The organism is Sphingobacterium sp. MAE (assembly GCF_056711605.1).
In genome coordinates this window covers 462,295-479,429 of record NZ_CM160044.1, presented here as the reverse complement: position 1 = coordinate 479,429, position 17,135 = coordinate 462,295, and the positions used below count along the sequence as shown (strand labels likewise).

Annotated in this window: 12 protein-coding genes; 5 read left to right on the top strand and 7 right to left on the bottom strand. The window is 36.4% G+C overall.

All coding sequences use genetic code 11. From position 1 onward, the window contains the following. Positions 1–21: 21 nt before the first annotated feature. A complete protein-coding gene (locus AC06G9_RS02060) occupies positions 22–420 on the bottom strand; it encodes a hypothetical protein (RefSeq protein WP_045755671.1) in 399 nt (132 codons plus the stop codon). Between the two features lie 450 nt (positions 421–870). Between AC06G9_RS02060 and hemA the strand changes: the two genes are divergently transcribed. From hemA to AC06G9_RS02035, 5 genes are all read left to right on the top strand, one after another. Continuing rightward, positions 871–2,112 (top strand): glutamyl-tRNA reductase, encoded by a 1,242-nt coding sequence (hemA, locus tag AC06G9_RS02055; RefSeq protein WP_260947230.1) that lies wholly within the window; start codon positions 871–873, stop codon positions 2,110–2,112. 132 nt (positions 2,113–2,244) lie between these two features. Next, positions 2,245–3,837, top strand: a complete 1,593-nt coding sequence (gene hemC, locus AC06G9_RS02050; protein WP_248754888.1) for a hydroxymethylbilane synthase — start codon at positions 2,245–2,247, stop codon at positions 3,835–3,837. Positions 3,838–3,888: 51 nt separating this feature from the next. Next, the gene (hemB, locus tag AC06G9_RS02045) at positions 3,889–4,860 is read left to right on the top strand and encodes a porphobilinogen synthase (RefSeq protein ID WP_293928355.1); all 972 of its coding nucleotides are present in this window, start codon (positions 3,889–3,891) and stop codon (positions 4,858–4,860) included. Between the two features lie 176 nt (positions 4,861–5,036). After that, positions 5,037–6,368 (top strand): glutamate-1-semialdehyde 2,1-aminomutase, encoded by a 1,332-nt coding sequence (gene hemL / locus AC06G9_RS02040; protein ID WP_248754890.1) that lies wholly within the window; start codon positions 5,037–5,039, stop codon positions 6,366–6,368. A 60-nt stretch (positions 6,369–6,428) separates the two neighbouring features. After that, a complete protein-coding gene (locus tag AC06G9_RS02035) occupies positions 6,429–7,250 on the top strand; it encodes a hypothetical protein (RefSeq protein WP_045754937.1) in 822 nt (273 codons plus the stop codon). 506 nt (positions 7,251–7,756) lie between these two features. Here the strand turns inward: AC06G9_RS02035 and AC06G9_RS02030 are convergent. From AC06G9_RS02030 to AC06G9_RS02005, 6 genes are read right to left on the bottom strand one after another with little or no spacing between them, the layout of a single operon-like run. Next, positions 7,757–9,448, bottom strand: a complete 1,692-nt coding sequence (locus tag AC06G9_RS02030; protein WP_480957445.1) for an alkaline phosphatase family protein — start codon at positions 9,446–9,448, stop codon at positions 7,757–7,759. Positions 9,449–9,474: 26 nt separating this feature from the next. After that, on the bottom strand, positions 9,475–11,421 hold the full coding sequence (locus AC06G9_RS02025) for a M60 family metallopeptidase (protein ID WP_293928360.1): 1,947 nt from the start codon (positions 11,419–11,421) through the stop codon (positions 9,475–9,477). A gap of 3 nt (positions 11,422–11,424) precedes the next feature. Beyond that, positions 11,425–13,161: a LamG-like jellyroll fold domain-containing protein gene (locus AC06G9_RS02020; RefSeq protein ID WP_293928361.1), complete on the bottom strand. Its 1,737-nt coding sequence runs from the start codon at positions 13,159–13,161 to the stop codon at positions 11,425–11,427. Positions 13,162–13,179: 18 nt separating this feature from the next. Further along, on the bottom strand, positions 13,180–14,853 hold the full coding sequence (locus AC06G9_RS02015; RefSeq protein ID WP_293928363.1) for a DUF5008 domain-containing protein: 1,674 nt from the start codon (positions 14,851–14,853) through the stop codon (positions 13,180–13,182). 31 nt (positions 14,854–14,884) lie between these two features. After that, complete coding sequence (locus AC06G9_RS02010) at positions 14,885–15,601, bottom strand: fasciclin domain-containing protein (protein WP_293928365.1); 717 nt, start codon at positions 15,599–15,601, stop codon at positions 14,885–14,887. A gap of 2 nt (positions 15,602–15,603) precedes the next feature. Further along, positions 15,604–17,127: a RagB/SusD family nutrient uptake outer membrane protein gene (locus AC06G9_RS02005; RefSeq protein ID WP_293928367.1), complete on the bottom strand. Its 1,524-nt coding sequence runs from the start codon at positions 17,125–17,127 to the stop codon at positions 15,604–15,606. Positions 17,128–17,135: the final 8 nt, after the last annotated feature.

Genomic DNA, 17,135 nt, shown 5'->3' with positions numbered 1-17,135 from the left:
AAAATTTCCAAGCTTATTTTTTTATTCCTCCATTTGCTTGAGCTTCTTAATACTAAGCAATAAGAGGATAATGCCGACTAAATAAACAATCCATCCCCAACGCATGTGCAAAGATTTGGATAGTAAACGATCTGCAAATCCCCATCCGAAGTAATTATTGATTTTAAAATATACTGCGGATATACTGATCAAGTACCAAATGCCTAAGACACGTGTCATCCAACTGTACGCTACTAACTGCCTTACAAAAAAAAGCAAACCCGTCACTCCTATCAGCATATAGGTAATAAAAAACAAGGCGGCATCGGTCTGATAGAGATTCCAATTTCCTTTAATAGGGACTTTCAGCATGGGTAGCATTCCTGCTAAAAGACACAATATCAAACCAGATAATGCTAGGTTTTTCCTTATAATAATCATAATATACAAATTAATATCAGCAAAAATAATCATCTGCTCGTTCAGTTTTAATATTTATTTGCTAAAAATTAATGTGTTAAAGACATCATCACATTGCCTATCCCTGCTATCATGTCAAGCCTAAGATCAACTTCTCATTTATTCCATTGTATTTTCATCCTACTTAGATAATTTCGACTGAAAAAAGCGAAGATACCTTACACAGACCTCTAATCTGATGCTGCCTATACCGTTTTTATTGTGTGATCTTGCGCATATATGCAGAGGTTAAATATGATATTCATCACATAATTTTTGAGCTATCCTTATAAGTGAATACAAATCAGATATTTAACATTAATTTAACACTATTTGTAATCGTTCTAAATTCAGCTGTTTGACAGATTTTTGACATATAGCAAAAGCTTTTAAACTACATTTGCAGAGTTAAAATTAATCGAGGGTATTGCTTTGAAGAATCTTAAGGTATTAGCATTCACACACAAACACGTAGAACTTAAAGACTTAGGTAATCTAGTTATTTGTAATGAGGAATTAGAGAGTAGACTAATGAATCTAAAACATAACTTAGATATTCCTGAGGTTTTTTATATTGGTACTTGTAATCGTGTTGAATTTGTGTTTTATGGTGCTCATGACCTGACAAATGAATTCATTGCACAGTTTATGGAAAAACTCAATTTCTGTGTACCCCAAGAGAGATTGCAATGCTATTTAGGTCAAGTTAACAAATATGAGGGCATGGATGCTTTAAACCATCTTCTTCGTATGTCTTGTTCACTAGAAAGCCTAGTCGTTGGTGAAAAAGAAATTCTAGCGCAAGTACGTCGCGCTTATGAACGTTGTAAAGAAGCTGGTTTTACAGGTGATTTTCTTCGTTTATTGATGGATCGCCTCGTGAAAACTGCGAAAGAAGTTTATACGCATACAAAAATTTCTAGAAACCCTATTTCTGTTGTTTCTTTGGCTTACCGCAAATTAAAGGAAATAAAATCTGTTGAAAATCCAAGGATCTTGATTATTGGTTCTGGCGAAACAAATCAAAATTTAGCGAAGTATTTTCAAAAGAAACAGTCCAGCAATTTTGTAATTTTCAATCGCACGGTTGAAAATGCTGAAAAATTAGCTACTGAATTAAATGCGCAAGCTTTCCCATTATCAGAACTGATCAACTATAAAGGTGGATTTGATATCTTGATTACTTGTACTGGCGCTACAACAGCCATTATTGACAATACCTTGTATCAATCATTATTAAATGGAGAAGTCGATAAGAAGATCATTATAGATCTCGCTATTCCAAATGATATCGATGCTGAAGTTTTGGCTAAAAATGCTGTTCATTATATTGAAGTAAGTTCACTGCAAGCTATTGCAAATAAAAATATTGAGGATCGTTATAGTGAATTGTCTAATGCTGAAAAAATCATAGCGGATAATATTCAAGAATTTTTACCGATCATCAAACAAAGACGTGTTGAAGTCGCCATGCGTCAAGTTCCACAAAAAATTAAAGAAATCAAATCTGTTGCATTAAATGAAGTTTTTGCTTCTGAGGTTCAGGCCTTAGATCCAGAGGCACGTGATGTACTTGAAAAGATTATTAATTACATGGAAAAAAAATACATCAAGGTTCCCATGGTCATGGCTAAAGAGATATTAGTCAAGGTCAATGAGAATGGTGTAAATTAACTTCTCTTTACTCTTAAGGCTCTTTTTTTCATTACTTTCGGATTTATTCTGACAGTTACGTGTCATCTAATCGATACTATTTATTTATTTTTGCTTATCTTAATTAATAAAATAAGGTAAAGTATATAGATTGTGAATAGAAAACTTATCATTGGTACTCGTGGAAGTGCACTTGCGTTATGGCAAGCAAACTTCATCAAAGATCGTCTCGCTGAAATTGGCATAGAATCTGAATTAAAAATCATCAAAACTCAAGGTGATATCATTCAACATCTTCGTTTAGATAAACTGGAAGGTAAAGGTTTTTTTACTAAAGAATTAGAAGAGGAATTACTTCAGGGAACTATTGATTTAGCTGTTCACTCTCATAAAGATTTACCTACAGTCAATCCTCCAGGATTGATTATTGCAGCCGTTTCTGATCGCGAAAATCCCGCTGAATTATTAATCATTCATAAAGATTGTGTTGACATTAAGAAACGTCTTTCATTAAAACATAATGCTACGGTTGGCACTTCTTCTAACAGACGTAAAGCACAACTTTCTGCTATAAGACCTGACCTTGAATTTGCTGATCTACGTGGAAACTTACAGACGCGGATGCAGAAATTGAGAGATGAGCAATATGATGCTATCATGTTAGCAAAAGCTGGTATTTCTCGTATTGATATGGATATTTCAGATTTTCATATTGAAGAGATACCTCCTGTAGAATTGGTCCCTGCTCCTGCTCAAGGTGTATTGGCTGTTCAAATTCGTGAACTAGATGTGGAATTATTTCAGGCATTGCAACCTATCAATAATGAAGAAGTTCAAAGAACAATTGCGGTTGAACGTAAAGTTTTAAATCTCTTTGATGCAGGTTGTCACGCTCCATTGGGGGCTTATTGTCGTAAGGTTGGTGATACATACGAAGCTTGGACTTCCATCGCTGATACGAGTGATGATTTTCCTGATCGTTTTTACGTGAAAGGAAATGACCCTGCACTATTGCCTGAAATTATATTTTCTAAGTACGCTAAAGACAGAAAGCTTCCAAGTTCGGTTTTCATTAGTCGCGATTTGGATGAAAACTCTTATCTATCTCGTTTCTTTGCTAAACATAATATTCAGGCAGATGCACGTTCTTTAATTAAAATATTCCCCATTATCAATAAATTGGATCCATATATCCTAAAGCATGTAGATTGGATCTTTTTCGGAAGTAAAAATGGTATCGAGCATTTTTTTAGCTTAGAACCTCGCTTAAGTAAAAAGACAAAAATTGCTGTTGTTGGTCGTGGTTCGGAAGAAACATTGCGCAAATTTGATCGTGTAGCTGATTTTTCGGGTGAACAGTTCGGGATTAATATGGAGGAAATCGGTGCTAATTTTGCTGCAGTGGCAAATGGTGGTACCGTTTTAATTCCTCGTGCTAAAGGATCTTTAGAAACAATTCAGAAAGCGCTTAGTCCAGAAACTAAGGTGATCAATATGCCTGTGTATGAAACTGTACTTGAGGACAATGTCAATGCTACAAGCGCTGAGGTCTTAATATTTACAAGTCCGAGCAATGCTGAGGCCTATTTTGTCGACAATTTAATTGAACCTGAACAACAAGTCATTTGTATCGGCCGCTCTACTGCTGCGATATTTGATGAAATGGGACTTTCCTATACACTTCCTTACTCACCCGATGAGATCGGATTGGCGGAGGCTATATTTGGATTAGATTATTCTTCATAATACGATTGGAAGAACTTGATGTTCTTCCAATCTTCTTTAAATACATATATCATGTTACAACGTCCGAGAAGAAATCGTAAATCTGCTGTGATTCGCGATATGATTCAAGAAAACCGTCTAAGTACGGGTAATTTAATCTTTCCACTCTTTATTGTAGAAGGGCAAAATCAAAAAACAGCAATTTCATCTATGCCTGGTATCTATCGCTATTCGATTGATAACTTATTGCGTGAAATTGAAAGTTGCATGAAACTGGGATTAAATTCATTTGATCTGTTTCCTGCTGTTGAGGAGTCTTTGAAAGATAAGTTCGCCACTGAAAGTTATAGAAAGGGTACTTTATATCTTCAAGCCATTGAAGAGGTTAAGAAAAACTTTCCTGAAGCTTGTGTGATTACTGATGTTGCGATGGATCCTTACAGTTCGGACGGTCACGATGGTATCGTCGAAAATGGTGAAATCTTAAATGACGAAACATTAGTTGTTTTAGGAAAAATGGCTTTGGCTCATGCACACGCTGGTGCAGATATTATTGCTCCCTCTGACATGATGGATGGCCGCATTGGCTATATCCGTAATATCTTGGATGAAAATGGATTTACAAATGTGTCCTTGATGTCCTATACGGCAAAATATGCTTCATCATTTTATGGTCCATTTCGTGATGCCTTGGGTTCTGCTCCTAAAAAGGGAGACAAAAAGAGCTATCAAATGAACTATGCTAACAGTAGAGAGGCATTGATCGAAGCTCAACTTGATCTGGAAGAAGGTGCGGACTTCTTAATGGTAAAACCTGGTTTGCCTTATCTGGATATCATTAAATCACTGCATGATAACTTTGATCTACCCATTGCCGCTTATAATGTTTCTGGCGAATATGCGATGATCAAAGCCGCTATCGGTAACGGCTGGCTGCAAGAGACGGCTATACTGGAAACGTTAATGAGTTTCCGCCGTGCAGGTGCTACAGCAATTTTAACCTACCATGCCAAAGAAGCAATAGAAAAAGGTTGGATTAAATAAGCAACTTTAGATATAACAAATAAAGCCCAAGTGCAATGCTCTTGGGCTTTATTTGTTATATAAGCATAGCGGATTATAATGACCTTTATCGTGTTTATTATTATGCTATTCCTTACACTGAAATGAGAGATTTTAGTAAATAATTGGATACTTTTGTAGTGTAAAAATGAATCAATATGACACAACAAAATAGCGCTCACACGAAAACTGCTGATATTTCTAGAGAAAAGTCTGCTCAACTTTTTGAAAAAGCGAAACAATATTTTCCTGGTGGAGTAAATTCTCCTGTCCGTGCTTTCAAATCTGTATATGGTACTCCTTTATTTATTGAAAGAGGAGATAAAGCTCATATCTGGGATGCGGATGAAAATGAGTTTATCGATTTTTGTTGTTCTTGGGGTCCTCTTATTCTAGGCCACAACAATGATCAAATTCGTGAGGCTGTAACGGCACAGTTGAGCAAAGGCTTAAGTTTTGGAGCGCCTACTGCTTTGGAAAATGAATTGGCAGAATTGATTATTTCCAATAATAGATTTATCGAGAAAATTCGTTTTGTAAGTTCTGGAACGGAAGCTGTCATGTCGGCAATACGTTTGGCCAGAGGTTATACTAAACGTGATAAAATTGTAAAATTTGAAGGTTGCTATCATGGTCACTCGGATTCCCTTTTGGTAAAGGCTGGATCTGGATTGGTTACTTTTGGTGAGACTTCTTCTGCTGGTGTACCTAAAGCATTTGCGGATGAAACTATTGTGATAGCATTAAATGATGAGGAGGCTTTGGCAGCTGTTTTTGAACAATTTAAAGATCAGATTGCTGCTGTTATTATTGAGGGAGTCCCTGCCAATAATGGTCTTTTACTTCAAACAAAAGAATATATTCATTATTTAAGGGATATCACCAAACAAAATGGGGCTTTACTCATCTTTGATGAGGTTATCACGGGTTTTCGTTTGGGTTTTGAGGGCGCCGCAGCTTATTATGAGGTGAAACCTGACATCATCACTTATGGTAAAATTATCGGTGGTGGTATGCCGGTAGGTGCCTATGGAGCCTCTCAGGAACTGATGAGTTGTATATCTCCAGATGGTGCCGTATATCAAGCGGGTACTCTTTCTGGCAATCCTGTTGCTATGGCTGCTGGAATAGCAACATGCAAAATCTTAACACAGCCTGATTTTTATAAAAACCTGAATGCAACAACTGCTTCTTTCGTTTCGGATATTCGTAACTACATCGAGGAGAAAAAATATGAAGTAAAAATCTTTACGATAGCTTCTATTTTTTGGTTTGCTTTTACGGATCAAGATGCCATCCTAAAGGCGAGTGAAATCGACCCTAATTCGATGGATTTTTACAAAAAAATGCACCGAGAATTATTAAACCGTGGTATCTATTTTGGTCCTTCAGGTTATGAGGTTGGCTTTATTTCTCATGCGCATACGGATGCTGATTTAGCTACTGCTAAGGAACATATTTTCGCTGCTTTGGATTTAGTTTTTGGATAATTGTAAACTTTTTCACGATTTAACTGTTTATATTTATTGTAAGATCAATACATAATAATTATGAAAAAAAATATCTTAAAGTCTGCTGTAGCTGTTTTAGCTATCACGGGAACACTAGCTTCATGTCAAAATACCGCAACTAAAACAACTACGGGACAAGATTCTATCGTATCACATGATACTACTGCTCATACAGAAATTACAGTTACACCTGTCGCGGACTCAAAAGCATTCCCTGGAGCAGATTTAAAAGTTGCATCAATTACTTCTGAAAAAGTGGGAACAGATTCGGCAAAAGTAATGGTAAAATACACGGTTAGTAATTTTAAACTAACGGAGCAAACGGCTCATGATCATCATATGGCTAATTCACATGATGGTCAGCATATTCACTTTATTTTGGACAATAAGCCATATGCTGCTCTATATAAACCTGAACATACGGTGACTGTAGCATTGAATTCTGAGCACTATCTGATGTCATTCTTATCTCGCTCTTATCATGAGTCGATTAAAACAACTGAGGCATCTAAGTTGGTCAAATTTAAGGTTGATAAAGATGGTAAAGTGGTGCAGGATGCTGCAGTTACGGCTCCTTCGCTATTCTACAGCCGTCCAAAAGGTGAATATAAAGGTGAGGATACAAAAGTATTATTGCTAGATTTTTTCTTAGTTAATACGACTTTAGCTGCTGATGGAAACAAGGTACTAGCGGATGTAAATGGAAAACAATTTACATTGGATAAATGGGGTCCTTACGAAATCAAAGGTTTGCCTCTTGGCGATGCGAAAATAAAATTGTCTTTAGTTGATAAAGATGGTAATGCCATCACGGGAGATAATGTTTCAATAGAAAGAGATATCAAATTGTTAGCGCAATAGACTCTATCCAATAAAATTAAAAAGCTTCGAAATATTTCGAAGCTTTTTTGTTTTTAAGCTGTTTTTTATAATCTAATTTTAAAATAGTTAGTTGAAAAAAAATCAGATGGATTACTTACAACTTCATGATATATCTTCCTTTGATATTTATTCTTTAATTAGCAACTAGATAGCTTGTTCTCTTAAAATCATAAGTATCCACACAATTATTAAGATTTTCATAATTATACCTCTGTAATTGATCTTGCCATCAGCGAATGCTTCAAATAACTAAATAGTCAAAGGGATATTGTAATTTTAACTCTCAAAATTATACTTATAAAGTGTTAAATACTAGATTATTACACCAATCATAATAAGCTAATATTGCAAAAAATATAATAAGTCCACTTAGATTAAATATTTTAACCGCTAAGAACTTAATACAGCATTACTTCAACCTAATCTTTAAAATATCAACATTTTTTAAATAAATATAAAGGAAGATTAGTTATTAGCAATCTATATTATTTCTTTAAAAATTCAACTTCAAACTTGTTCAGATAAGGAATACCATCAAAACCAAAATCCTTCAAAATGGGGATATTCATCCAATACAGTGTTAAAGCAGAAACGTCATAAGCGGTCGATATAATGGAATATTTTTCAACTTTTGCATCAGGCTTCGAGCTTGGCGGAAAATCTTCTCCAAAACTTACCCACTTGTAAGAGCCCGTAATTGGAATATTACTCCCTCCCGGAAGTTTAGTAAAGAATTTATCCTCAAGTCCCTCGTCCATTGGCCAATAACCGATTACATTAGAATAATTTGGATGCTTAGTGATATCTGTGAGTCTAAATGTATTCTTAACCGTTTCGTCACTTAAGGCAGTATTAAAATATGTAAGGTTTGCTCCATGAAAAGATGTAGGAACGTCATTATCACCTGCACGGTGTCCTATTCTAAGGGCTTCGGTAGTACTTAGACTTTTATTTCTGCTGATATTCATACTCTTAGATTGTAACTTACCGTCCATGTAGATCTTTAAAGTACGGGTGTTCGCATCTAGGTAATCGACTGTCATCGTTAACGTATGCCAATCTGTACCTGGTTTATCATCCGCAGTTATATCCGATTTACCTACACCCCCGTTTAATGTTCCGCCTACAGTCACTACCCATCCCCCACCTGGATAATACGCCCATTGCCAACCTGTAATATTACCACCATTTAGATTGGTACTATGGCCGAAAAAAGAAGAATAACCACCAGGAACAGCATTAAATTTAACATCCATCTGCACCGTAAAGCTTTTAGTTTGACCCGCATCAAACAAACCTTTATCATCTGGAATGATTGCTTTTGAAGTTTTCTCTGCAAAAAGAACACCATTAAAACCAGATTTCTTCAATTCATACTCCTGAAATGCTGGATTGTATAGCATAATAAAACCATTTTGACTATCACTTTTTCCTCCTCCATGATTAGTGGTTACGATAATTAACCAATCTTCTTGATCATAATTCTTTCTCGCTTTCACGGCATCTAATAGATTTCCAATATAAGTATCCGTTTGATTAAGCGCCGTAACGAAAGCAGGATTACTCGTATTAAAACCATCCTTAATTCCAGCTTCCTGTACTGCTTTAAAATCTACTACAATGGCTCCTAAACTATTCTGGCTCAAAATCGACACAGCACTATCCTTCACCGCTAAATCTGTAGTAACTATTGGGGCATCATCCGCATTACGAATATAATCCCTTAAATTATCTGACGTAGTAACCATAGCAGTCGTAACTGTTTTATATTGAGTAACATAATCAAGCACATTTCTATAATTGACCACGTCACCATGATCTTCATTATTATCATCTTCTGTACGTTCAAAACTATCATCGCTAATGTGATGTTTCATTAAAGAAGTGCCCGTCAGCATCGACACCCATCCTGAAGTGCTAGTAGATGTTGCCAAAGTATTAAAGGTATACTTTGCATTCTTTTTCATCATCGCCATATTTGCTGGCAATGATTTCTGTAATTCCGCGCCGGGAAGGCCATCAATAGTTATGACCAAGACTTTACGCTGAGCCGTACTCAAATCCTTAATTTCTTCAAATACAGGTGGTGGATTATCGTATTTTTTACATCCTGCAATAATCGAAACACCAATCAAGAGCAAGGTAAGAGTTGTATATAATTTAAAATTTAATTTCATATGAATAGCTATTTTAATTTTATCAATTATGGCTTAATTAAGTTCAATTCACCAAACACAACGTATGGGTTCGTTGTATATCCATCCTTTACAATAACTTTAAAATATTTAGCACTTATATTTCCATTGGGAAATATGTATTCGAATTTACTGTTACTATTTGGTAAAACTGCATTACCGACTTTTTCATAGTTTACATTATCTCGGCTGTAATAAACCTCAATATTTTTACCATCTCCCGCTCTATTGCCACCAGGTCTGTTATAAAAATACATTCCCTTAATTGACTGGGTGGCACCAGCATTTAAAACGAACGTGAATGGATAAGATTCACCTGCTTGAATACCTGAATATTTAGAATGATAGAAAGTATTTAGATCGCCGTCAACCAAATTTGCTATAGATCCCTCCTGTGCAGGACAACTCACATAATCAACCGTTGTCTTATATACAATTGGACTTGTCCCACCTGTTTTAGTCAATGGATTATACGTCCATATCTGCTTTGTTAGCAGTGGAAATCTAGCTGATACAGCTGCTGCTACATTCGGACTATAGTCAATTCCCCACGCATCAAAAAATGGTGCTAAATCTGTTTTAGTATATTCTGATAATTTTTCATAAACCCAGTTATGTTTAGTGATATCAGTGGGGTTGGTTCGACTTGCCCGACGAGCTTCTGTATAAAGATGTGCCATCGCATCATATCCATATACTTCAAAAATCTGTACAAAAGGTGTCATTCTTTTAAATGGATCATCCATTGCGGCATCCTTATCAAAATTTTTAGCAGTCGCAGTAACACTGGGATTACTCGCATATTTAATTGCTTCAGGAAAACCTCCAGTTACACCAGGATGCAACTTAGAATAGTTAGCACCTATACGATTCGCTACTTTGAAATTAAACAAATTGTTTGTAGTTTCACCTAAGGTACTCCAGCTCCAAATGCTTCCCTGTTGACAGTTGTGTCCAAATTCATGATATGAACCCCACATCCCTTCGCTTGTGCTAATCTCTTTTAAGCTTGTCATTCCTCTAAACCATTCGGAATCATTATAGCCCACAAATGGAAAACCGTTGTGACCATAACCAGCAGTTAACTGAATATCCAATACTCCTCTCCATGCACCTTGAGGACTACGATCCTTCTCGTTTAGTGCATCGTCTGAAAGTCCCATCCAACCATTAAAGTCTTTTTCAAAGACATCATTCCAAAGCGTCATTACTTTTGTCGGATCATTAATTGGCTCAGATGAACTGAAAGATTTTATAACACGATCTCTTGGAATTAAAAAAACAACACGTTTTGTCCTAAACTCTAACCAAGGTACATTGGATGCTTTCACTTTAGCGATCCATTCGTCATTGCTCATTTCACCCAGAACAAAATCCGGCGATACACAAGCATTAGTAATCGTAAATTCAACAGGTTTTTCATATGCTCTATTCGGCTGAATATAAATGGTTCCGCCATATAAGTTACGAACGTAGTTTGCGCCAGCATATAGGCGTTGACGCATAAAAATAACTGGATCTCGCAATAATGGATATTTACCACTTAAATTATCCGTATGTCCACCTATTTGGACAGTAAGCCCTTCAATTCCTTCAGGTACGACGATTTTAACAAGCTCTCCTGGAGCGGCATAAAAGCCCGTACTATATTGTGGCTGAGGGGCTACAGATATGCGTAAATTTTGAGTTGTTTGATTTGTAAAATTAAGATCTAATGTAAATTTAGCATCTACTACACGAGGTTCTTTCTGATCAACTAAGCCTGGAAAAACCCTTGCTTTAGCATACATAGATTTATCAATATTTCGCATATTTGTATCGATCTCCCCATCTGCTACATTTTTAGAATCATCAGGATAACCATCTGAAATATTATACCCATATTTCTTGCATGATACAGCGCTGATTAACAACGCCAGGCTACATATTATTGTTATGATTTGATTATTTTTCATCACTTAGTCTCTTGGTAAATTAAAAGAAGGATTATAAAATTTCCCCATTAGTCCCCAGTTTTTAGGTACCGAGATGTTCATCCAATTATAAATCATGACTGGAATATCGACACCGTTTGGCACTACTTTAAAAATTGATTGTGAAATAGTTGGTGTAATATTTGGCGAAAAATCACTGAAGTTAACCCAATTAATTTTATTTTGAATATAAAAGGGTGTTGATTTACCTGTAACGTCATTCAATACCTCTCCTTCACCTTCATTACATTTCCAATAACCCGTTAATTTATTGTAATAAGCATCATTTTCTTCATTCAACGGAGTTGTCTTACTTTTCGCAATTATTACGTCATTAGGAAGAGCCATGTTATAAATTGCAAAGTCACTAATCAAACAATTGACATTCCCATCCCCGATAGAACCCAATCGTAGCGGGCTCGATGTATTCAGGTTTCCAAGATTCGTAATATTCAGATCACCTCCTGGTGCGGGAATCCCATCGATAAACAAAGTCAAATAACGAGTAGTGCCATTTTTCCAAAATTTCGCTGTAATATTATGCCAAATACCATCGGCAATATTTCGCGTATGTACCCGCTGCGTATTAACTTGACCAACTTGACTTAGATTGATACCTACTGTACCTCCAGATTCCATAAAGAAAAGCCAACCAACTACTCCTCCACTAAAACTTGCTCGTTTTGATACAAAAGCGGGATAAATCGTACTACCCTGATCCCATCTGATATTAAAACGAATCGTTGCATCTTGATCAGCTCCAAAATTTGCTAAATCGGCATTACGTTGTTCAGCTCTTGAATTTGCTCCTTGATAGCGTTGCGTTGTACCGACATAAGGCAAAGCATCCATCTGGGGCTTATCATACTTATTGGACGTAAATTTGGGGTTATAGAATGCATAAAAGGCATTTCTTGATCCATCCGCATAGATATTGGATCCAGATTCTCCTCCAGATAGACCTCCACCGCGACTAGAGGCGATAACAATCATCCAATTCTCACCTTCATAGGTTTTACGGGCTTTTAAAGCTTCCAAAATTTCTCCGATATAATTATCTAACGTTTGAATGGCTGCGACATAAGCAGAATTAGACGCTGAAAAATCAGATCCGCCAGCAAGAGCTGCGGCATCAAACTGACCAACTAAAAGGGATGCATTACCTGTCGTCAACTCCTGTACAACTGCTTTTTTGACATCAGCGTCATTCGCTAATGTTTTCGTCTCCGTAGCGTCTTTTGCCAAATTAACATTTATCTCCGAATTGCTAGTAAACGAAACCGTTCGCGCATTTTTCAATTCATCTTTGATACGAGTGAAGATTGTTGGTGTTGCCGCATTATTGAATTCTTCAAAACTACTCGAAGTAACCTGATGTTTTGTGTAATCAACACCAGTCAACATAGTAGTCCACGCAGCGGCTTGTGTATAAGGATGATAATTATAGTCCGCAACACCATCATACGTATATATGGACCGAAGGGTAATTTGTGTCAAATTTTTGGGAGCCAACTCTTGAATCACCGAGCCTTTCACTCCATCTAGAATTAAGTATAATACACGCTTAGAGCCATCTCCTACTCCGAGCGTATCGTTTTTAGATGAGTCAGGTAAACTATTGATAAAATCTTTATTACATGCCCCATTCATGAACAATGCTCCCATAAAAAGGATACAACCCAATACCCTTATGCCGACTCTTGATTTCTTATTTCTTTTCATATCTTTTAAATTTGGGTCTTATTTTTTGATCAGTAAACGTAAAATATTACCTGGTAACGTCGAATTAAATCGTGAAATACTTCCCACCAAGATCACCTTCGATTCGTTTGACATTTCCGTTTCAATCATGTCATATATGCGCCCTTTGAAGCCACCTGTATTATTATATCCAGTAGCTAACTTCCCATTAGCGTCTAAAATCATAAAACCTTGCCTCAGATAATCCCCATAGCGATTAAAGGTTCCTGATACAATAATTTTCCCACTGTTCAACTGTGCTGCGAAAGTCACTGCACCACCGCTTATTTTTTCACTGATAAAAGTATCATCTACGGTACCATCGCTATTTAATACAATAACAGCATTAGCAGATTTACCGTTAAATGAGGTAAACAAACCGCTTAAAACAATCTTTTTTGTTACTTCATTATAACGGATTGAATTGATATCCCCATCGGATCCTTGACCAACATTAAACGACTGGTCGACTGAACCATTCAAATTTAATCGAACAATACGATTAGCTGTGATTCCATTGAAACTTGTAAAATTACCGACCAAAATTAATTTACCATCACTCTGCATCATAGCATCGTTGATCGAACCATTCCCAGCTGTCTCACTTTGTCCTGTAGCAGGATTATAATGAAAAGTAGAATCCATCGAACCATCTAAATTTAATTTAGCTATTTGCAACATACGTGTCACATCATAAACTTTATCATCATAGGATGAATTAGGATAATAAATACGTTTATAGTTTTGGAAATTTCCTATGACATACAGTTTTTCACCAAAGATGAAAGTCTTGCGTACGACACCGTCAACACCTCCATTAAAGGCTGGAATAGTATCTGCATTTTTCCATACTTTTTCTGGGGTAGGATTCACTATATCTAAAGTGCGTATCGTGTCCAAAGATCCATTATCATTCAGTCTTGTAATATTATTTATCGTTTGTCGGGTTGGTCTTTTCGAATCATACGCCGAAAAATTACCCGATACAATAAATTTACCATTGTAAGATCCAGTATTAATTCTGTTGATTGAATATATTGTCTTGCTTGCACCAAATGCACCAATGCCAAACCTCATATAATCATCATCATATCCCCCCTCTGGACCCATTTGCACAATACCCGCTTTGGGTTTCTCTTCCGTTGCTTTCAATTCAAAACTATCAAAAGCCCCACCTAGCCAAAATTTACTATTTGGTAATTGAATAATATCATAAATACTTGCATCTCCACCAGTCCCCAATTTGCTAGTACCATTAATTGCTTTAAATGATACATCGACTGATACCTTGCCTCCAATTTTGATTACTGGGCCAAAGAAAGACTGTTCGTTTGCTGTAACCCATACTGATCCCGTACTTGCCATTGCGGGGACAACAAAATTCAAGGTGGAATCCGTGTAAGTTAATACCTCCGCCTCAAGTTCGTTGACGAAGACCTTAAACTGATCTTTATATTTCAGCAATCCATTAACTTTCAATTCTAAGGATGCTCCTGCATTTACAATATCTGGATCTGTTGTCTTTGAAATAAATTGGATATCTAAAACCTGTTTGCCACCTGCATAAGGATCTTCTGCTAAGTCCTTACTCTTAGAACACGAATTTGTTATGCAGGAAAACCCCAGCCCAACGACCAGCAATAAACCTATTCTATATTTTATTTTATGTAACATTTCTTAAATGATTTATAAATTAGCAAATTCATTAAGGAGTGGCCGGAGAAATGCCTCCAGAGATAACCAGATCTATAAAGCTCTCCGTATCAAACCCTAGGGTATGCTTCACGCGATTAAGAACGTGAACAGCGCCATTGTTCGTTTGAACATCTGACATCGATACCGGTACATTAACTAAACGAACCTGTGGATTTGATAAGTCTGGTATGTAAGCCAAAAATAACTGCCTATAACCCGCATACTGCATACCTCCAGCATTATTGTAAATAACACCGACATTCATCAGCCGTCCATCAAAACTGGTGTAATTTTGACCTGGAAAAGTGGTATAGGCTAACGTATCTCGTTGTGGATAATCCTTTAAAAGATTTGTTCCTTTAAAAATATATTGAGATAATACAGTACGCCATACCGTTGGTTTAATCTGTGTCAATTGCGATACCGTATCCTTACCATTAAATCGCAAAGTTTTATTAAGACGCATAATTGCTTTATTTACAGAACCCCCTGGCGGAACAAAAAAAGTAACATTCTCATTTTGAAGAACATCTTCTAAACCTGCCAATTTAATAATGGTCAATGTACTATCAAATACAGGACCCTCTGACTTCAGAAATTCGATCGTGGTCCCATTAAATTTTGGATCATGAATACCTGAATCGTAATAATATTTTTTACAGCTCGAAGATAATAACACGACTATCGCAACAATCAATAGGGATATTTTATTTTTAACGTTTATCATAATTAGTTCCAAAAAGTATTACTGGTTAAATTAGGGTTTGCTCCACGCTCTTCCGCCGTGATAATTAATGGCCATGTCCATGCCCCACGGTTGAAATCTCCAACGGACATCACGGTTTTCGCAAACTCTGTATCTATCACTCGTTTTGTTCTAACCAAATCGAAATAATAATGACCTTCCCCAATGAGTTCACGACATCTTTCAGCGAAAATATCATTCTTTAAAGCTAAACCAGTACTCAGAATATCTGGAGCACCCGCTGCTTGCCTGACCTGATTCAAATATCTATGTGCTGTTGCCTCATTATTCAATTCTGCAGCCGCTTCTGCTGCGAGCAACAAAGCGTCTGGCAACCTAAAAATAATGGCACTATCATCACTATACATCGTAATATTAGTTCCTGAACCCTTCGAGTAGGTATTGATGAATTTCTTAAATTGAAAAGCACTACTTTCTGTACTCATATTCTCAAACCAAGTCGAGCGTCGAAGATCAGCGTTTGATTCCGGAAATAATTTATCAATGTATTTCTTATCGTAGGTTAAAAAGCTTTTGGTCTTATCTTCTTTTCCTCGATAAGGGTAATGTGAGAAGAAAAAAGAATAATTTGCATAATCAGAGAATGTCTCTCCATAATTAAAGTCCTGCAACAAGCCGAAAAGATTTTCAGCAGAACGACCTTTAAAGATACGTTTCGTATTCTCCGTTGAAATAGTCAACAGCGAATAATCCTGATAGGTCGCCATCTCTTCCGCAAGTGAAAGTACAGCAGTATAATACCCCTCTTTGCTTTGCGTGTCCCAAGCTGCTGCCCACATATTCAAATGCATCAATAAAGCGACTGCACTTGCGCGAGTCGGACGAACACCAATCATATTGGAGGAACTCTGTCTAATCGGCAAATCATCTTTTACGGCCTGCATATCAGCAATACATTTTTTCATCACTACAACTTGATCTTCACGTGGAAGCGCTTTGCTATTATATGCATCAGTGTAATATATAACATCTCCAAACATGCGACATAAAAATAGGTAGCTTAAATTTCTTGTAAATACAGCTTCGGCCTGATATTGCTTTCTGTCTGTTTCTGAAAATCCCGGAGCATCTAAACGGCCCGTTTCGTAATACAAAATATTACTTGCCGCAATGACATCATACCAAGCTTTCCAATTCATATTATCTTTTATTCTATTATGATAAGTTGTCGAGCCATTCATTACAGAAGTCATATTATTGGAGATCAAACTATTAACTGGACCACTACCATCACTATCCAGATTTTCAACCACCTTAACATAATTACCGCGCATATCCAATGACGGAATTAACATAGTTCCTCCAAACTTATTTTTCAATTTCAGGTATATACCATTCGTATAGCCTTCAACATCTTTTTTAGTTTTCCAAAAGTTATTACCCGACAAAGCGTCAATGGGTGTTACATTTAGAAACTTTTCACAGCTTGACATTGACAGCAACAATGTTGATGCTATCAATAAATAGGTTATTTTTTTAAATTTCATGATCTCAA